Below are 17,294 nucleotides of genomic sequence, written 5' to 3'. Positions count from 1 at the left end.
TAGCCTGCTCATGAAACTTCCCCCATAACAGCCCCACACCCCCTGTAGGAGCGAGCAAGCTCGCTCCTACCTGGGCACAGTCCTGCGTGCCCCTTGGATGATTACAAATGCAAGGCGTGGCCCAAGGCCCGCAGCGCCGCTTCCTGGACCGCTTCGCCCAGGGTCGGGTGAGCGTGGATGGTGCCGCCGATATCTTCCAGGCGCGCGCCCATTTCCAGGGATTGGCCAAACGCCGTGGACAATTCGGACACCCCGACCCCCACGGCCTGCCAGCCGACAATCAGGTGATTGTCACTTCGGGCCACCACCCGCACGAAACCGCTTTTCGATTCCAGGGTCATGGCCCGGCCGTTGGCCGCGAACGGGAAGCTGCTGACGATGCAATCCAGTCCCGCGGCGCGGGCCTCGTCCGGGGTCTTGCCCACCACCACCAGTTCCGGGTCGGTGAAGCACACCGCCGGGATCGCCGCCGGGTTGAACTCGCGGTGCTTGCCGGCGATCAGCTCGGCGACCATCTCGCCCTGGGCCATGGCCCGGTGGGCCAGCATCGGTTCGCCGCACAGGTCACCGATGGCCCAGACGTTGCGCATGCTGGTCTGGCAGCGGTGGTCGATCTTGACCGCCGCGCCGTTCATGTCCAGGTTCAGGCTTTCCAGGTTCCAGCCCTGGGTGTTGGGCTTGCGGCCCACCGCCACCAGCACCTGGTCGGTTTCCAGGTTCAGGGTGCCGCCATTGGGTTCGCGCACCTGCAGGCTGCTGCTGGCGGCATCGAAGCCGAGCACGCTGTGCTTGAGGTAGAGCGTGATTCCCAGCTGCTTCACCGATTCCAGCACCGGCTGGGTCAGCTCCGCGTCATAGGCCGGCAGGATGCGTTCCTGGGCCTCGACCACACTGACCTCGACCCCCAGCTTGCGGTAGGCAATGCCCAGTTCCAGGCCGATATAGCCGCCGCCAACCACGGTCAGGCGCTTGGGCAGGGTCTTGGGCGCCAGGGCCTCAGTGGAGGAGATGATCGGCCCGCCGATGGGCAGCATCGGCAGGTTGACGCTTTTCGAACCGCTGGCCAGCAGCAGGTGCTCGCAGTGGATGCGAGTATCGGCGCCTTCGATCTCCACGGTCTTGCCGTCGATGACCTTGGCCCAGCCGTGAATCACCTGGACCTTGTTTTTCTTCAGCAGCGCGGCGACCCCGGTGGTCAGGCGGTCGACGATGCCGTCCTTCCATTCCACGCTCTTGCCGATGTTCAGGGTCGGCGCCGCCACTTCGATGCCCAGGGCCGAGCCCTGGCTGTGGTGGCGGGTCTGGTGGAACTGCTCGGCCACGTGGATCAGCGCCTTGGACGGGATGCAGCCGATGTTCAGGCAGGTGCCGCCCAGGGCCTGGCCTTCCACCAGGATGGTGGAGATGCCCAGCTGGCCGGCACGGATCGCCGCCACATAACCGCCAGGACCACCGCCGATGATCAGCAGTTGGGTATTGAGAGTCTGTTGCATGCCTGCTCCTGTAAAAATCAGTCCACGAACAGCGTGGCGGGTTGTTCGAGCAGGCCGCGAATGGCCTGGATGAATTGCGCAGCGTCCATGCCATCGACCACCCGGTGATCGAAGGAGCTGGAGAGGTTCATCATCTTGCGGATCACGATCTGGCCCTTGATCACCATCGGCCGCTCGACGATGCGGTTGACCCCGACAATCGCCACTTCCGGCAGGTTCAGCACCGGGGTGCTGACGATCCCACCGAGGGCGCCGAGGCTGGTGAGGGTGATGGTGGAACCGGACAGTTCATCCCTGGCGGCCTTGCCGCTGCGGGCAGCCTTGGCCAGGCGCGAGATCTCTTCGGCGTTGCCCCATAGGCTGCGGGCTTCGGCGTGGCGGACCACCGGCACCATCAGGCCGACGTCGCTCTGGGTGGCGACCCCGACATGCACCGCGCCATGGCGGGTGATGACCTGGGCTTCGTCGTCGTAGCGGGCGTTGATCTGCGGGAAGTCGCGCAGGGCGACGACCATGGCCCGCACCAGGAACGGCAGCAGGGTCAGCTTGCCGCGGCTGGCGCCGTGTTTCTCGTTGAGGTGGATGCGCAGCTCTTCCAGAGCCGTGACGTCCACTTCCTCGACATAGCTGAAGTGCGCGGCGCGGTGCTTGGATTCCTGCATGCGCTGGGCGATCTTGCGGCGCATGCCGATCACCGGGATCTGCTCTTCGTCGTGGCGTTCGGCGTAACCGACACCCGGCGCCGAGTAAGCCTTGAGCGGCTGGCTGTCCTGGGCCAGGTAGGCTTCCAGGTCCTCGTGCAGGATGCGCCCGGCCGGGCCGCTGCCTTGCACCAGGCGCAGCTGGATGCCCAGGTCCAGGGCATGCTTGCGCACGGCGGGCGAGGCCAGGGGGCGCTCGTCGGCCTGGCGTGCCACCGGTGCCTGGGGCGCGGCGCGGCAGGCGGCCTGGCTGGCGACGGCTTTTTCCACCTTTGGCGCTTCGACCACTGGCGCGGCGACAGGCTTGTCAATAACTTCCGGCGCTTTTGCCGCCGGCGCGGCAGCCTGGGCGGACTCCTTGAGGTTGCCCGCGCCTTCGACTTCGATGCTGATGAGGATGCTGCCCACCGCCATCACTTCACCGGGTTCGCCACCCAGGGAAATGACCGTGCCGTGCACCGGGGAGGGGATGTCGACCATCGCCTTGTCGGTCATCACGTCCGCCAGCACCTGGTCTTCCACTACCTGGTCGCCGACTTTTACGTGCCACTGCGCCAGTTCCACTTCTGCGATGCCTTCGCCGATGTCCGGCATCTTGATAACGTGCGTGCCCATTCAGACCTCCATGACCCGTTGCAGCGCCGCGCCCACTCGGGACGGCCCTGGGAAATATGCCCACTCCTGCGCGTGGGGATACGGCGTATCCCAACCGGTGACGCGCTCGATCGGGGCTTCCAGGTGGTGGAAGCAGTGTTCCTGCACCAGCGACACCAGCTCGGCGCCGAAGCCGCAGGTGCGAGTGGCTTCATGCACCACCACGCAACGGCCGGTCTTCTTCACCGACTTGACGATGGTGTCCAGGTCCAGGGGCCACAGGCTGCGCAGGTCGATGACCTCGGCGTCGATGCCGGTTTCCTCGGCCGCCACTTGCGACACATAGACGGTGGTGCCGTAGGTCAGGACGGTGACGTCCTTGCCTGGGCGGGCGATGGCCGCCACGTCCAGCGGCACCTTGTAGTAGCCGTCCGGCACCTGGGCTGCCGGGTGTTTCGACCAAGGGGTCACCGGGCGATCGTGGTGGCCATCGAACGGGCCGTTGTACAGGCGCTTGGGTTCAAGAAAGATCACCGGGTCATCGTTCTCGATGGAGGCAATCAACAGGCCCTTGGCGTCGTAGGGGTTGGAGGGCATCACGGTACGCAGGCCGCAGACCTGGGTGAACATCGCCTCGATGCTCTGGCTGTGGGTCTGGCCGCCATAGATGCCGCCACCGCAGGGCATGCGCAGGGTCATCGGCGCGGTGAACTGGCCGGCGGAGCGATAGCGCAGGCGCGCGGCTTCGGAAATGATCTGGTCGGAGGCCGGGTAGACGTAGTCGGCGAACTGTATTTCCGCCACCGGGCGCAGGCCGTAGGCGCCCATGCCGATGGCGGCGCCGACGATGCCGCTTTCCGAGATCGGCGCGTCGAACACCCGCGAGGTGCCGTACTTGGACTGCAGGCCCTCGGTGCAGCGGAACACGCCGCCGAAGTAACCCACGTCCTGGCCGAACACCACGACGTTGTCGTCACGCTCAAGCATCACATCCATGGCCGAGCGCAGGGCCTGGATCATGGTCATGGTGGTGGTGGTCATGGCGGTGTCCAGCTGGATATTGTTGTTGTGATCGTTCATGTCAGACCCCCAGTTCCTGGCGTTGGCGTTTCAGGTGCTCGGGCATGTCCTTGTAGACGTCCTCGAACATGGTCGCGGCGCTGGGGATCTGGCCGCCGGCGAGGGTGCCGTACTGCTCGGCTTCCTTCTGCGCGGCAATGACCTGGGCTTCGAGCTCGGCGCTGACCGCGGCGTGTTCCTCTTCGGACCACTGGCCGATCTTGATCAGGTGCTGCTTGAGGCGGGCAATCGGGTCGCCCAGGGGGAAGTGGCTCCAGTCGTCGGCCGGACGGTATTTCGACGGGTCGTCGGAGGTGGAGTGCGGGCCGGCGCGGTAGGTGACCCACTCGATCAGGGTCGGCCCGAGGTTGCGCCGGGCGCGTTCGGCGGCCCAGCGCGAGGCGGCGTAGACCGCGAGGAAGTCGTTGCCGTCGACCCGCAGGGAGGCGATGCCGCAACCCACGCCGCGTCCGGCGAAGGTGGTGGCTTCACCGCCGGCGATGGCCTGGAAGGTGGAGATGGCCCACTGGTTGTTGACCACGTTGAGGATCACCGGCGCGCGGTAAACGTGAGCGAAGGTCAGGGCGGTGTGGAAGTCCGACTCGGCGGTGGCACCGTCGCCGATCCAGGCCGAGGCGATCTTGGTATCGCCCTTGATCGCCGAGGCCATGCCCCAGCCCACGCCCTGGACGAACTGGGTCGCCAGGTTGCCGGAAATGGTGAAAAAGCCGGATTCCTTGACCGAGTACATGATCGGCAGCTGGCGCCCCTTGAGCGGATCGCGCTCGTTGGACAGCAGTTGGCAGATCATCTCCACCAGCGGCACTTCCCGGGCCATCAGGATGCTCTGCTGGCGGTAGGTGGGGAAGCACATGTCGTCGATGTTCAGGGCCAGGGCCTGGGCGCTGCCGATGGCTTCCTCGCCCAGGCTCTGCATGTAGAAGGACATCTTCTTCTGCCGTTGGGCGACCACCATGCGGTTGTCGAAGATCCGCGTCTTGAGCATGGCGCGCATGCCCTTGCGCAGGATTTCCAGCGGTATGTCCGCGGCCCAGTCGCCGAGGGCGTTGCCCTGGTCGTCGAGCACGCGAATCAGCCCGCGGGCCAGGTCGGCGCAGTCGGCAGGTTCGATATCGATAGGGGGTTTGCGAGCCAGGCCGGCATCGTTCAGACGCAGGTAGGTGAAGTCGGTCTTGCAGCCGGGACGACCCGAGGGTTCGGGAACGTGCAGGCGTAGCGGTTCATACGCGGTGGTCATGGCTTTCTACGCTCGATCTTGTGGATTTCTTGTAATTGGGCGCGCTAGCTGACAGTCATTCTCTGGGTAAAAGAAATCTTGTCCTACAAACATCATAGGCCGGGCGAAGGAGAATATTTATCTCTGTTTCATTGCGCTTGAGATCATTTGCAGATAAAAAATCTGCATAAACATAAAAAGAAGGTTGTTTTATCTCATGCGCAAACTGGACCGTACCGACATCGGCATTCTCAACAGCCTTCAGGAGAATGCTCGCATCACCAACGCCGACCTGGCCCGTTCGGTGAATCTTTCGCCCACGCCGTGCTTCAACCGGGTCAAGGCCATGGAGGAGCTGGGACTGATCCGCGAGCAGGTGACCCTGCTGGATGCCGACCTGTTGGGGCTGCACGTCAACGTGTTCATTCACGTCAGCCTGGAGAAGCAGGTGGAGGAGGCCTTGCAGCACTTCGAAGCGGCCATTGCCGATCGCCCGGAAGTCATGGAGTGCTACCTGATGGCGGGTGACCCGGACTACCTGATCCGGGTGCTGGTGCCGACCATCCAGGCCCTGGAGCGCTTCATGATGGACTTCCTGACCAAGGTGCCCGGGGTGGCCAACATCCGTTCCAGCTTCGCCCTCAAGCAGGTGCGCTACAAGACCGCGCTGCCGTTGCCGGCCAATGGCATGACCCTGGGCAGCTAAGGCTCAGGCCGGGAGCGGGTTCCACAGCCGGTCCAGGTTCTTGAACTCCCAGTCCTGCGGGGCTTCGCGGGCGAGGATGCGATCCTGGCCCTGGATCTTGGCCAGGTCGACCACGTTCTGCTCCAGGGGCAGGTTGGAGCGAGTGGAGAAGAACACCCGGACCTTGGGCGTGAGCAACGACTTGGGGTTCTGTTCGATCACCACCGCCAGGCGCCCGCTTTCCAGGCGCACCAGGGCGCCCACCGGATAGATGCCCACGCTCTTGACGAAGGCCTGGAACACCCGCTGGTCGAAATGGCCTTTCCAGGTGGACATGCGCTGGATCGCCTCGGCCGGGTCCCAGCCTCGGTTGTAGGGGCGGTTGGAGGTCACCGCGTCGTACACATCGCACACCGCGCCCATCTGCGCGAACAGGCTGATCTGATTGCCCGCCAGCCGGTGCGGATAGCCTGAGCCATCGGCTTTCTCGTGGTGGTGCAGGCACACGTCCAGCACCAGCGCATCCACGTCGGGGCTCTGCCGCAGGATCGCGCCGCCGGCTTCGGGGTGCAGCTTGACCCGTTCGAACTCGCTGTCCGAGAGCTTTTGCGGTTTGTTGAGGATGCTGTCGGGAATGGTCAGCTTGCCCACGTCATGCAGCAGTCCGGCGATCCCCGCCAGGCGGATGTAGTCCTCTGACAGGCCCAGTTGGCGGGCGGTGGCCAGCATCAGCGCGCACACCGCCACTGAATGCATATAGGTGTAGTCATCGGCGCTCTTCAGGCGCGCCAGGCTGATCAGCGCATCGGGGTGGCGCAGCAGCGACTGGCCCATCAGCACCACCAGCTCCTCGGCTTGCTGCATTTCCAGGGCCTGGCCCATGCGCACTTCCTGGAACATCGCCATCACTGCCTTGCGCGAGTGGGCGCAGAGCTTGATCGCGCGCTGGACTTCCTCGTCCATGCTCGCCCGGGGTGTCTCAGCCCTGGTTGGTTCTGGCGGGGCGCTTGGCGCTGGCGCGACACTGGCCTCGGGCAGGTCGCGGCCCTTGGCGGTGTCGATCCACAGGCTGCTGAGGTTGGAGCGTTGCAGGCGTTGCAGGTCGTCCCGGCTGTCGAGGAGGAAGCCGGCTTTCCAGAACGAGTGGTCCAGCCAGGAACCACAGAATTGATGGATGTACATGCCCATTTGCAGCTGCTGGATGGAGATGTGTTTCAGCATGACCAGCACTCCATTTCAGGACACCGGCTGGTCGCCGTTCACTGGCTCCTGCCAGGAACCGGTGAACGGCGAAACGGACCGGCGCTTGTTCTACCTGACGTCTATACGGGCTTTGGCCCGTCTCACAGGGAGAAGCGTGCCACCAGTTTGTTCAGACCCACCGCCAGGTTCGACAGTTCACTGCTGGCAATCGAGGTCTGGCTGGCGGCGGACGAGCTCTGTACCGACAGGTCGCGAATGCTCATCAGGTTCTGGTCCACCGAGCGTGCCACCTGGGCCTGTTCCTCCGAGGCGGTGGCGATCATCAGGTTGCGTTCATTGATGTGGCTGATGGCCTGGGCGATGTGGCCGATGGCCGAGCCGGCCTCATGGGCGATGGCCAGGGTCTGGCTGGCGTCCTCGCTGCTCTGTTGCATGGACAGCATGGCCTTGTTCGAACCGCTCTGGATGCCCTGGATCATCTGCTCGATTTCCTGGGTCGAGAGCTGGGTGCGGTGGGCCAGGGCGCGTACTTCATCGGCCACCACGGCAAAACCGCGGCCTTGTTCGCCGGCCCGGGCGGCTTCGATGGCGGCGTTGAGGGCCAGCAGATTGGTCTGTTCGGCAATCGCCCGGATCACGTCCAGGACCTTGGTGATGTCCTGGGCCTGTTGCGCCAGGCCGGCCATTTCCACGCGGGTATTTTCCACTGTGCCGGTGAGCTTCTCGATGGAGTGGATGGTCTGCTCGACCCGTTCCTTGCCGAGCCCGGCGGAGCGTTCGGATTCCTGGGTCGATTGCGAAGCGGACACGGCGTTGCGCGCCACTTCCTCAACGGCGGCGGTCATTTCGTTGACCGCCGTGGCGGCCTGTTCGGTCTCCATGCTCTGCTGCTGGATACCGGCGTTGGACTCGCGGGTGATGGCGCTCATTTCCTCGGCGGCGGAGGCCAGTTGGGTGGACGAATCGGCAATGTGGCGGATGGTCGACTTCAGGCTGTCGAGCATGGAACGGGTGGCGGTCTGCAGCTCGGTGAGTTCGTCCTGGCCGCTGACTTCCACCTGGGTGCGCAGATCGCCCTCGGCGATTTTCCGGGTGGTCGCCAGCAGGGTCTGCACCGGCAGGATGATGCTGCGGGTGAAGAACAGGGCGATCAGGGCGGTGAGCACGATGGCCAGGACAACGATCACCCCGGTCACGGTCAGCCCGGTGGTGAACTGGGTGCCGGCATCGGTCGCCGATTGTGCGGCGCCTTTCTCGTTGATGCGGATCAGCTCATCGATGGAGGACTGCAGGGTGTTGGCCAGGGGCACCGTGACCTGGTTGACATAGTTGGTGGCTTCTTCCGTGCTGCTGGTCTTGCTGATTTGCAGGAGCACCGCCAGCTTGTCCTGGTAGGCCTGGGCGCCGCTCTTGACCTGGTCGTAGGTTTCCTGCTCGTGCTGGCTGGAGACCAGCGCAGCGTAGTCCTTGATAGCCTGGTTGAGGTTGTTCCTGAGGACACCCAGGTTGTTCAGGGAGGAGGGTTTGTTGGCCTCGCTCTCGGTGACGTAGTGCAGGGTTTCGAGGCGCAGGCGCAGGGTGCTGGATTCGATCAGGGTGGCTTGCCGCACGCTGGGCAGCCAGTTGGTTTGCAGTTCTACCGCGGCATCATGGATCTGTCCCATCTTCCACAGGGCCAGTCCTCCCAGGCCAACCAGTAACACGCAGATCGAGCCGAAGCTGAGCAGCGCTCGCAAGGTCAGTTTCACGTTTCTTGTCACCATAAGGCACCTGCTTTTTTTGGAGTGATACGACTGATACTTCGACTCCCTGTCGCCCTAATGCCAATCTGATCTCATTGAAGTGAAAAATCTGTAGAAATGTAAAAAACCATTTCAACTTTTTTGCGACCATTCAACACGGCGACAGATTGGGCACGGCCTTGTGTGCAGGCATCATGTTCTCAGTCTAGAGGGCTCCGGGATTCTCCACTTGACCTCTATCAAGGCCGTTTGCCGAAGAAACCGGCATGCTGTCCAGGCCCAACCGGAGAAGGAATACCCCGCCCATGAATCCCCCTGTCAGTCAAACCTCCGAGGCCCGGGCACGCTTGCCCGTCGGGCTGTTGATCGGCGTGCTGGCGCTGGTCGCCGTGTTGCTGTTGCCGCTGCCCGCCGACCTGCCGGTAGCCGGCCAGCGGATGCTGGCGATCCTGGCCTTCGCCGTGGTGGTGTGGATCAGCGAAGCGGTGTCCTACGAGGCCAGCGCGATCATGATCACCGCGCTGATGGCCTTCCTGATCGGCACCGCGCCGACCCTGCAAGACCCGACCCAGCTCTATGGCAGCTCGGCGGCCATCAGCCTGGCCCTCACCGGGTTCTCCAACTCGGCCCTGGCCCTGGTGGCCGGCGCCTTGTTCATCGCCGCGGCCATGACCCACACCGGCCTCGACCGGCGCATCGCCCTGGTGACCCTGACCCGGGTCGGCACCAGCACCCGGCGCATCCTCCTCGGCGCCATCGCCGTGACCATCCTCCTCAGCCTGCTGGTGCCCAGCGCCACGGCGCGCAGTGCCTGCGTGGTGCCGATCATGATGGGGGTGATTGCCGCCTTTGGCGTCGACAAGCGTTCCAATATCGCCGCCGGGCTGATGATCGTGGTGGCCCAGGGCACCAGCATCTGGAACGTCGGGATCCAGACCGCCGCGGCGCAGAACCTGCTCACCGTGGGCTTCATGGACAAGATGCTCGGCCAGCGCGTGGCCTGGCTCGACTGGCTGATCGCCGGTGCGCCCTGGGCGCTGATCATGTCCCTGGTACTGCTGTGGCTGGTGCTGAAACTGCTGCCACCGGAAACCGACAGCATCCCCGGCGGCAAGGAAGCGGTGGCCCAGTCGCTGCTGGACATCGGCCCCATGACCGGGCCGCAGAAACGCCTGCTGGCGGTGTCCCTGCTGCTGCTCCTGGCCTGGTCCACCGAAGGCAAGCTGCACCCCTTCGATACCACGACCACCACCTACGCCGGGCTGGTGATCCTGCTGTTGCCACGGGTCGGCATCATGACCTGGAAGGACGTGCAGTCGCGCATTCCCTGGGGCACGGTGATCGTCTTCGGGGTCGGCATCAGCCTCGGTTCGGCGCTGCTCAGCACCCAGGCCGGGCAATGGCTGGGCGGGCAGGTGGTGGCCCATACCGGCCTGGATCAGGTCGGGCCGTTGGCGGTGTTCGCGATTCTCGCGGCGTTCCTGATCCTCATTCACTTGGGGTTCGCCAGCGCCACGGCATTGACCTCGGCGCTGCTGCCGATCCTGATCGCCGTGCTGCAGACCCTGCCGGGCGAGTTCAGCCGCCTGGGCATGACCATGCTCCTGGGCTTTGTCGTCAGCTACGGCTTCATCCTGCCGATCAACGCGCCGCAGAACATGGTCTGCCTGGGCACCGAAACCTTCAATGCCCGGCAGTTCGCCAAGGTCGGCCTGCTGGTGACGCTGATCGGCTACCTGCTGATGCTGGTGTTCGCCCTGACCTGGTGGAAGTGGCTGGGCTGGATGTAAAAGCCCGGCCGTTGCTCACAACGACCCGCTGAACACCCGGGTCACGCTGCCGGCCAGGCGCACCTTGCCCTGGCCGTCCCAGCTCACCGTCACCGGCCCGCCGTCGCACAGCACCTGCACCGGGCTGTCGAGCACGCCACGGCGGATGCCGTTGACCGCCGCCGCGCAGGAGCACGAACCGGAGCCCAGGGGAATCGCGCCGTTGCGCTCCCAGATACGCAGGCGGATGGTGTGGCGGTCGATCACCTGGATGAAATGCACGTTGGTCTTTTGCGGGAATAGCGGGTGACGCTCGATCTGCGGGCCCAGCGTGGCGATGTCCAGCGCCTGCAGGTCGTCGACGAAAAAGCTGCAATGGGGATTGCCCATGCTGCACGCTGCCGGCTGTCCCGGCAGTGGCAGGCTCAGGCTGTCCAGCTCCCGGGCCAGGGGGATCGCCTGCCAGTCGAATGAGGGCAGGCCCATTTCCACGGACACCGACTGATCCTCAAGGCGCAGGCAATGCTGCACACCGCGGGCGGTTTTCACCTGCACCGAGGTGGCCCCGCTTTCGTTCAGCAGCAGGTCGGCGGCGCCGCGAGTCGCGCTGCCGCAGGTAGCCAGGCTGGAACCATCGGCATTGAAGAAGGTCAGTTGCGCCGCGCTCTCCTGGCAATCGCCGAGCACCACCAACTGATTGAAACCGATGCCGCGCCGACGATCCCCCAGGGCCCGGACCCGTTCGGCGGTGATCGGGTTGTCGCGGCCACGGGCATCGATCAGCACGAAGTCGTCGCCATTGGCGTGCATCTTGAGAAAGTTCAGCGGCATGCGGGCTCCGATGGGCGAGGGCAGGCGGCGACGGGATTGCAGGCCGCCCGCGAACGCAGGATTGCGAAAAAAAGCCACCGGCGCCAGCGCCTTAAAATAAAATTCATCCTGCGGGCCCGGGCATGGCCAGGGCCGGGGGAATTTCCGGCACACTGCCGGACCACCGGGAACATCGCCCAGCGCTGCCACCGCGCTCGGCACAGCACAAGGTCACGGCATGGATCATTACGCTCCGCGCAACTGGCAGCCCCATGAAAAGCCCAGCTTGCCCGGTTCCCCCTCGACTCCGCTGCACCCCACCCACAAGCGCCTGGCCTACGCGCTGGTGGGGTTGCTGGTGGCGATCACCGGCGGCCTGGGCAACTCGCTGGTGATCGCCAACCTGCCGTACCTGCAAGGGGCGCTGGGGGCGACTACCGCGGAAATGGCCTGGCTGCCAGCCGCCTATGTGATGACCAACGTGTCGATGAACCTGCTGCTGGTGAAGTTTCGCCAGCAGTTCGGCTTGCGCGCCTTCACCGAAGTGTTCCTGGTGCTCTACGCCCTGGTGACCTTCGGCCACCTGTTCGTCAACGACCTGAGTTCGGCCATCGCCGTGCGCGCGGCCCACGGCATGGTCGGCGCGGCGCTGAGTTCCCTGGGCCTGTACTACATGGTCCAGGCGTTCCCGGCGAAATGGCGGCTCAAGGCCCTGGTGCTGGGGCTGGGCACCTCGCAGCTGGCCTTGCCCCTGGCCCGGCTGTTTTCCGAGGACCTGCTGCAGATCGCCGAATGGCGTGGCCTGTACCTGTTCGAGCTGGGGCTGGCGCTGACCTCCCTGGGCTGCGTGTTCCTGCTCAAGCTGCCGCCGGGGGATCGTTTTCGCACCTTCGAGAAACTCGACTTCCTGACCTTCGCCTTGCTGGCCAGCGGTGTCGCGCTGCTGTGCGCGGTGCTGTCCCTGGGGCGCATCGACTGGTGGCTGGAAGCACCCTGGATCGGCTATGCCAGCGCCGGCTCCATCGTGCTGATCCTGGCCGGGCTGTGCATCGAACATAACCGCAGCAACCCGATGCTGATGACCCGCTGGCTGGGCAGCGGGGCAATGATCCGCCTGGCCCTGGCGGTGATCCTGATCCGCATGGTGCTGTCCGAACAGTCCACCGGCGCCGTGGGTTTTCTCCAGGCGCTGAACCTGAGCAGCCAGCAGATGCGCCTGCTCTACGGGGTGATGCTGCTGGGCAGCATCGCCGGGCTGGCCACCAGCGCCCTGACCATCAACCCGGCGCACCTGTTGATGCCGCTGGTGATTTCCCTGGCGCTGATGGCCGTGGGTTCGGTGACGGACAGTTTTTCCAGCAACCTCACGCGCCCGGCCAACATGTACCTGAGCCAGTTCCTGCTGGCCTTCGGCGGCACCTTCTTTCTCGGCCCGACCATGGTCCTGGGCACCCGCAACGTGCTGACCAACCCGCGCAATCTGGTGAGCTTCTCGGTGCTGTTCGGCATCTGCCAGAACCTTGGCGGGCTGATCGGCTCGGCCTTGCTCGGGACCTTCCAGATCGTGCGCGAGAAGTACCATTCCAGCCATATCGTCGAGCAACTGACCCTGCTCGATCCCCAGGTCCTGGCCCGGGTGCAGAGCGGCGGCGCGGCTTACGGCAAGGTCATTGCCGACCCCGATCTGCGCACCCTGCAAGGCATCCGCAGCCTGGCCGCCGCGGCCACCCGCGAGGCCAACGTGCTGGCCTATAACGATGTCTTCATGCTGATCGCGGTGATTGCCGTGCTCACCATGCTCTGGATCTTCATCCGCAGCCTGTGGCTGATGAGCACGACCCGCGCGGTCGCGCCCACGGCTCCCGTTCAACAAAGTGGTGCCCCAACTTCATGAGCCAGACCGTCAACCCCACCACCAACGCCATTGCCTCGGCTCCCGAGCCCAGCGGCCCGCCGAGCATGCCCGCCACCGAGCCGCGCCCGCTGGCGGTGCGCATTCTCTCGTCCCTGGGTTTTGCCGCCATTGCCATCGTTGGTGTGCTGATCGTGCTCTACGCCTGGCAGCTGCCGCCGTTCTCCAGCGCCATCGAAAGCACCGAAAACGCCCTGGTGCGCGGGCAGGTGACGATCATCGGCCCGCAGCTCAGTGGGTACGTGTTCGAGGTGCCGGTGCAGGACTTCCAGCAGGTCAAGGCCGGCGACCTGTTGGTGCGTCTCGACGACCGCATCTACCGCCAGCGCCTGGACCAGTCCCTGGCGCAACTGGCGGTGCAGAAGGCGGCCCTGGCCAATGCCCTGCAGCAGCGCAACAGCGCCGAAGCGACGATCAAGCTGCGCCAGGCCGCCCTGGTCGACAGCCAGGCCCAGGCGCGCAAGAGCGCCGCCGACCTGCAGCGCAACCAGGCGCTGATCGCCGACGGTTCGGTGTCCCAGCGTGAGCTGGACGTGACCCGCGCGGCCAATGCCCAGACCGTGGCCGCCGTGGCCCAGGCCCAGGCGCAACTGGAGATCGCTCGCCAGGACCTGCAGACGGTGATCGTCAACCGCGGCTCCCTGGAAGCGGCGGTGGCCAGCGCCGAAGCGGCGGTGGAGCTGGCGCGCATCGACCTGTCCAACACCCGCATCCTCGCGCCCCGCGACGGCCAACTTGGGCAGATCGGCGTGCGACTGGGGGCCTACGTCAACTCCGGCGCCCAGCTCATGGCCCTGGTGCCGAACCAGCTGTGGGTGATTGCCAACATGAAGGAAACCCAGATGGACAACGTTCGGGTCGGGCAGCCGGTGAGCTTTACCGTGGACGCCCTGAACCACCGCACATTCACCGGCAAGGTGCAGCGGATTTCCCCGGCCACCGGTTCCGAGTTCGCCTTACTGCAGGCCGACAACGCTACCGGCAATTTCGTCAAGATTGCCCAGCGCGTCCCGGTGCGGATCAGCGTCGACCCGGATCAGCCGGAGCTTGAACGCCTGCGGCCGGGGTTGTCGGTGGTGGTCAGCATCGACACCTCCCGCTAACCGACACACCGCCGCTCTGTAGGAGCCGGCTTGCCGGCGAAGAGGTCCGTAAGATTTGCGCTGGTGCTGCGGGCGCTTTCGCTGGCAAGCCAGCTCCTACAAGGGCGGGATTTTCCTAAGGCTCGATGCTTTGCGTAGGAGCCGGCTTGCCGGCGAAGAGGCCCGCAAGATTTGCGCTGGTGCTGCGGGCGCTTTCGCTGGCAAGCCAGCTCCTACAAGGGCGGGGTTTTCCCAAGGCTCGATGCTTTGCGTAGGAGCCGGCTTGCCGGCGAAGAGGCCCGCAAGATTTGCGCTGATGCTGCGGGCGCTTTCGCTGGCAAGCCAGCTCCTACAAGGGGGGGTGGGGGATTGTTCAGACCGGTTGCATCGGGGGCAAGGTGCCCAGTAGCGAGACTGCGGCCACTGCGCCGACTCCCAGCAGCCATTCCAGCTGCACGCTGTTGCGCAGGCTGGCAAGGCGCTGGTCGCAGCCGCGAATCCTCAGGCGGTTGAACAGGGCCAGCCCGAGCATTCCCGCCACCAGCAGCACCTTGATCAGCAGGATCAGGGCAAAGCCGCTGAACAAGGGTGTTGGCCACCATTGCCCGGTGAGCACCCGCACATTGATCAGGCCGCTTGCCAGCAACCCCGTGACCAAGCCGTACCCCACACCGCTGAAACGCCGCAACAGCGGTTCCACGGAGGCCTGCGGTGGTTGCCGCAACACCAGCAGCAACACCAGCAAGCCCCCCAACCAGATGGAGACACAGCTTAAGTGCACGATCTGATTGAGGATCAGCATCTGCCCCGCCAACCCATCGAGCATGGCGCCGTGCCCCACCGGAGCCAGGGTGGCCAGGAGCAGGGCACCGAGCCCCAGTTGCAGCGGCAGGCGCCGGCCCAGGGGCGTCAGCAGCAGGCCCAGCAACAAGAGGTTGAGCAGCAGGTGCCAGCTCCAGACCTGGCCGAAGAAGGTCTTGCCCAGCACCAACCCCACGGTCGCCGGGTCCAGCGCCGCCGGCCAGGAACCGGCCATGCTCGCGGTGATCAGCAACAGCCAGCACAGGCCGCTGCAAAGGCCGATCAGGGTCAACCAGCGGCTGAGCCGATCGAGCTGTCGGTGCACGGCGCCATGGCCGTTGTGCGCGGAGTCTCGGCCCAGCAACAGCGGGCGAAACACCCAGGCGCCCACCAGGGTCAGGACCACCGCAAAGTGCACGAAGCGACACAGCACCAGCCATGAAACCATGGGTTACGGGCTCACCTTGAAGCTGTAGCTGCCTTCGCTCTTGTGGGTGTCCACCGACACCGCGTGCCATTGCACCCGGTATTCGCCGGCACGCAGTGGCGTGGCGCTGGGGGTGACGACCAGGGTTTTCTTGTCCGCGCCTTCAGTGGCCAGGCTTTTCACTTGGACGGGGGCGCCGTCCTTGCTGATCTTGACCTGGGTGAAGGCCGCTTCCACGCCTTCGCTGAACACCAGGCGCAGTTCGCTGGGCGCGGTCACCGTGCTGTCGGCCGCAGGTGTCGAGCTTTTCAGGTGGGCGTGGGCGAATGCCGAAGAGCCCACCAGCAGCGAGGCGAGCAGGGCAGTGGCGGTGAAGAGGTTTTTCAGTGACATGAAAGCAATACCTTTAAGAAGGAGGGAAGAAGACTCAACGATCTTGCAACTGCATATGGATGATCGGAAATGGCTTTCCTTCGCCATCGGTTGCCGAGCGACCGCAGTCGACGAAACCGTAGTGGCGGTAAAAACCGTGGGCCTTTGGGTTCTGTTCGTTGACGTCGACCTTGAGGCCGGGGCGGCGCACCTGATCCAGAAGCTTTCGACCGATGCCCTGGCCGCGTTGCGCCGGTTCGACGAAGAGCATTTCTACGGTGTTGTCGCTGGTGGCGATAAAGCCTGCGGGGCTGGCGTCGGGGTTCTCCAGGACCTGTACGTGCAGGGCCGGCAGGTAGCTGTCGCGTATCAGCGGGTACAGGCGCTGGATGTCGTCTTCAGCAATGAAGTCATGGGTGGCGCGGACCGAACGCTCCCAGAGCGCGGTCAGCAGGGCGTCGTCCGCAGCGACGCGAGGGCGAATCTTCATGAGCGTGTTCCATCGGTAACAGGACAGATGGCCGGCGGTGGGGCAGGGCCGGCATTCGGGCAGAGACCTGTATGCCCGTGTCGCGAGTTAACGCCTGGACGGAGCACCGCAGTGGCTGCTGCAAATGAGCGGGAGGCCGATCCTACCCAATACGGGCCGGCGGCGAAAGACCCAGCCGTGGCGCGCAATGTCGCGGCCCTGACGGCTCCCCGCAAGGCGCGGGCGGATGCTAGTCTTGCCGGCAGACCGTTTCCGCAGGAGCCCTCATGGGCAATCACAAGATCGAGATTCGTCGCAGCAACGTGGAAAAAATCCTCCTGGCTGCGGAGAAAATCTTCGCTGAAAAGGGCTATGCCGGCACGGCCATGGCCGACATCGCCGAAGAAGTGCAACTGCCGCGCTCCAACCTGCATTACTACTTCAGCACCAAGAACGAGCTGTACAGCGCCGTACTGCTGGACCTGCTGGAGGTCTGGAAGCAGGACGCCCTGTGCTTCGAGATGTTCGACGATCCGCGAGTGGTGCTCAGCAGCTACATCCGCGCCAAGATGCAGCATTCGCGCAGCCGGCCCTATGGCTCCAAGGTCTGGGCCAACGAAATCATCCATGGCGCGCCGACCCTGGGCGAGGCATTGGATGCCAGCCTGTACGACTGGGCGAAGATGAAGGAAGCCAAGATCCGCCAATGGGTCGAGGACGGGCGGATCCTGCCGGTCGAGCCTTCCAGCCTGCTGTACATGATCTGGGCCTCGACCCAGCACTACGCCGACTTCGACCACCAGGTGCTGATCCTCAACGACCACCAGCCGTTGTCGGATCTGCAATTCGAACGCGCGGTACAGACCGTCACCAGCGTCATCCTGCGCGGCATCGGCCTCGCCCCCTGATCCTCCCGCGATATTTCTGCCAGCCGTAGG

15 protein-coding genes are annotated in these 17,294 nt (G+C 64.8%); 5 read left to right on the top strand and 10 right to left on the bottom strand.

Annotated features, from left to right (window positions below):
- Positions 1–101 precede the first annotated feature (101 nt).
- Genes lpdA through BLV47_RS17145 form a run of 4 tightly spaced genes read right to left on the bottom strand, consistent with a single transcriptional unit; the run spans position 102 to position 5,105 of the window.
- Complete coding sequence (lpdA, locus tag BLV47_RS17160) at positions 102–1,493, bottom strand: dihydrolipoyl dehydrogenase (RefSeq protein ID WP_092315464.1); 1,392 nt, start codon at positions 1,491–1,493, stop codon at positions 102–104.
- A 17-nt stretch (positions 1,494–1,510) separates the two neighbouring features.
- Positions 1,511–2,809 carry a dihydrolipoamide acetyltransferase family protein gene (locus tag BLV47_RS17155; RefSeq protein ID WP_092315462.1) on the bottom strand — a complete coding sequence of 433 codons (1,299 nt, stop codon included), beginning with the start codon at positions 2,807–2,809 and terminating at the stop codon, positions 1,511–1,513.
- Entirely contained in the window at positions 2,810–3,868 is a 1,059-nt protein-coding gene (locus BLV47_RS17150) for an alpha-ketoacid dehydrogenase subunit beta (protein ID WP_092315460.1), read from the bottom strand.
- A gap of 1 nt (position 3,869) precedes the next feature.
- Positions 3,870–5,105: a 3-methyl-2-oxobutanoate dehydrogenase (2-methylpropanoyl-transferring) subunit alpha gene (locus tag BLV47_RS17145; protein WP_092315458.1), complete on the bottom strand. Its 1,236-nt coding sequence runs from the start codon at positions 5,103–5,105 to the stop codon at positions 3,870–3,872.
- A 196-nt stretch (positions 5,106–5,301) separates the two neighbouring features.
- Here BLV47_RS17145 and bkdR point away from each other — a divergent pair, with 196 nt between their 5' ends.
- The gene (bkdR, locus tag BLV47_RS17140) at positions 5,302–5,790 is read left to right on the top strand and encodes a Bkd operon transcriptional regulator BkdR (protein WP_092315456.1); all 489 of its coding nucleotides are present in this window, start codon (positions 5,302–5,304) and stop codon (positions 5,788–5,790) included.
- A gap of 3 nt (positions 5,791–5,793) precedes the next feature.
- On the opposite strand, the gene BLV47_RS17135 is transcribed toward bkdR, so the two are convergent.
- Positions 5,794–6,990 (bottom strand): cyclic di-GMP phosphodiesterase, encoded by a 1,197-nt coding sequence (locus BLV47_RS17135; protein WP_092315454.1) that lies wholly within the window; start codon positions 6,988–6,990, stop codon positions 5,794–5,796.
- Between the two features lie 122 nt (positions 6,991–7,112).
- A complete protein-coding gene (locus BLV47_RS17130) occupies positions 7,113–8,735 on the bottom strand; it encodes a methyl-accepting chemotaxis protein (RefSeq protein WP_092315452.1) in 1,623 nt (540 codons plus the stop codon).
- Positions 8,736–9,019: 284 nt separating this feature from the next.
- Between BLV47_RS17130 and BLV47_RS17125 the strand changes: the two genes are divergently transcribed.
- Positions 9,020–10,504 carry a DASS family sodium-coupled anion symporter gene (locus BLV47_RS17125; protein ID WP_092315450.1) on the top strand — a complete coding sequence of 495 codons (1,485 nt, stop codon included), beginning with the start codon at positions 9,020–9,022 and terminating at the stop codon, positions 10,502–10,504.
- Positions 10,505–10,519: 15 nt separating this feature from the next.
- Here the strand turns inward: BLV47_RS17125 and dapF are convergent, their stop codons facing one another.
- A complete protein-coding gene (dapF, locus tag BLV47_RS17120; RefSeq protein WP_092317284.1) occupies positions 10,520–11,314 on the bottom strand; it encodes a diaminopimelate epimerase in 795 nt (264 codons plus the stop codon).
- 217 nt (positions 11,315–11,531) lie between these two features.
- On the opposite strand from dapF, the gene BLV47_RS17115 reads away from it, so the two are divergent.
- Both BLV47_RS17115 and BLV47_RS17110 read left to right on the top strand, forming a co-directional pair.
- Positions 11,532–13,187: an MFS transporter gene (locus BLV47_RS17115; RefSeq protein ID WP_092315448.1), complete on the top strand. Its 1,656-nt coding sequence runs from the start codon at positions 11,532–11,534 to the stop codon at positions 13,185–13,187.
- Complete coding sequence (locus BLV47_RS17110; RefSeq protein WP_092315446.1) at positions 13,184–14,308, top strand: HlyD family secretion protein; 1,125 nt, start codon at positions 13,184–13,186, stop codon at positions 14,306–14,308. Before BLV47_RS17115 ends, BLV47_RS17110 begins: the two co-directional genes overlap by 4 nt.
- A gap of 352 nt (positions 14,309–14,660) precedes the next feature.
- Here BLV47_RS17110 and copD read toward each other — a convergent pair whose 3' ends face one another.
- Genes copD through BLV47_RS17095 form a run of 3 tightly spaced genes read right to left on the bottom strand, consistent with a single transcriptional unit; the run spans position 14,661 to position 16,377 of the window.
- Positions 14,661–15,536, bottom strand: coding sequence for a copper homeostasis membrane protein CopD (copD, locus tag BLV47_RS17105; protein WP_092315444.1), 876 nt, complete (start codon positions 15,534–15,536; stop codon positions 14,661–14,663).
- Between the two features lie 3 nt (positions 15,537–15,539).
- Entirely contained in the window at positions 15,540–15,908 is a 369-nt protein-coding gene (copC, locus tag BLV47_RS17100; RefSeq protein ID WP_092315442.1) for a copper homeostasis periplasmic binding protein CopC, read from the bottom strand.
- Positions 15,909–15,942: 34 nt separating this feature from the next.
- Complete coding sequence (locus BLV47_RS17095; RefSeq protein WP_092315440.1) at positions 15,943–16,377, bottom strand: GNAT family N-acetyltransferase; 435 nt, start codon at positions 16,375–16,377, stop codon at positions 15,943–15,945.
- A gap of 266 nt (positions 16,378–16,643) precedes the next feature.
- Here BLV47_RS17095 and BLV47_RS17090 point away from each other — a divergent pair, with 266 nt between their 5' ends.
- A complete protein-coding gene (locus BLV47_RS17090; RefSeq protein ID WP_092315438.1) occupies positions 16,644–17,264 on the top strand; it encodes a TetR/AcrR family transcriptional regulator in 621 nt (206 codons plus the stop codon).
- Positions 17,265–17,294: the final 30 nt, after the last annotated feature.

It is taken from the genome of Pseudomonas saponiphila, from assembly GCF_900105185.1.
Taxonomy (GTDB): domain Bacteria; phylum Pseudomonadota; class Gammaproteobacteria; order Pseudomonadales; family Pseudomonadaceae; genus Aquipseudomonas; species Aquipseudomonas saponiphila.
This window is presented reverse-complemented; position numbering and strand designations above follow the sequence as displayed.

Coding starts and splice junctions, on each gene's coding strand:
- lpdA (WP_092315464.1), bottom strand. CDS start 1,493: ATGCAACAGACTCTCAATACCCAACTGCTGATCATCGGCGGTGGTCCT.
- BLV47_RS17155 (WP_092315462.1), bottom strand. CDS start 2,809: ATGGGCACGCACGTTATCAAGATGCCGGACATCGGCGAAGGCATCGCA.
- BLV47_RS17150 (WP_092315460.1), bottom strand. CDS start 3,868: ATGAACGATCACAACAACAATATCCAGCTGGACACCGCCATGACCACC.
- BLV47_RS17145 (WP_092315458.1), bottom strand. CDS start 5,105: ATGACCACCGCGTATGAACCGCTACGCCTGCACGTTCCCGAACCCTCG.
- bkdR (WP_092315456.1), top strand. CDS start 5,302: ATGCGCAAACTGGACCGTACCGACATCGGCATTCTCAACAGCCTTCAG.
- BLV47_RS17135 (WP_092315454.1), bottom strand. CDS start 6,990: ATGCTGAAACACATCTCCATCCAGCAGCTGCAAATGGGCATGTACATC.
- BLV47_RS17130 (WP_092315452.1), bottom strand. CDS start 8,735: ATGGTGACAAGAAACGTGAAACTGACCTTGCGAGCGCTGCTCAGCTTC.
- BLV47_RS17125 (WP_092315450.1), top strand. CDS start 9,020: ATGAATCCCCCTGTCAGTCAAACCTCCGAGGCCCGGGCACGCTTGCCC.
- dapF (WP_092317284.1), bottom strand. CDS start 11,314: ATGCCGCTGAACTTTCTCAAGATGCACGCCAATGGCGACGACTTCGTG.
- BLV47_RS17115 (WP_092315448.1), top strand. CDS start 11,532: ATGGATCATTACGCTCCGCGCAACTGGCAGCCCCATGAAAAGCCCAGC.
- BLV47_RS17110 (WP_092315446.1), top strand. CDS start 13,184: ATGAGCCAGACCGTCAACCCCACCACCAACGCCATTGCCTCGGCTCCC.
- copD (WP_092315444.1), bottom strand. CDS start 15,536: ATGGTTTCATGGCTGGTGCTGTGTCGCTTCGTGCACTTTGCGGTGGTC.
- copC (WP_092315442.1), bottom strand. CDS start 15,908: ATGTCACTGAAAAACCTCTTCACCGCCACTGCCCTGCTCGCCTCGCTG.
- BLV47_RS17095 (WP_092315440.1), bottom strand. CDS start 16,377: ATGAAGATTCGCCCTCGCGTCGCTGCGGACGACGCCCTGCTGACCGCG.
- BLV47_RS17090 (WP_092315438.1), top strand. CDS start 16,644: ATGGGCAATCACAAGATCGAGATTCGTCGCAGCAACGTGGAAAAAATC.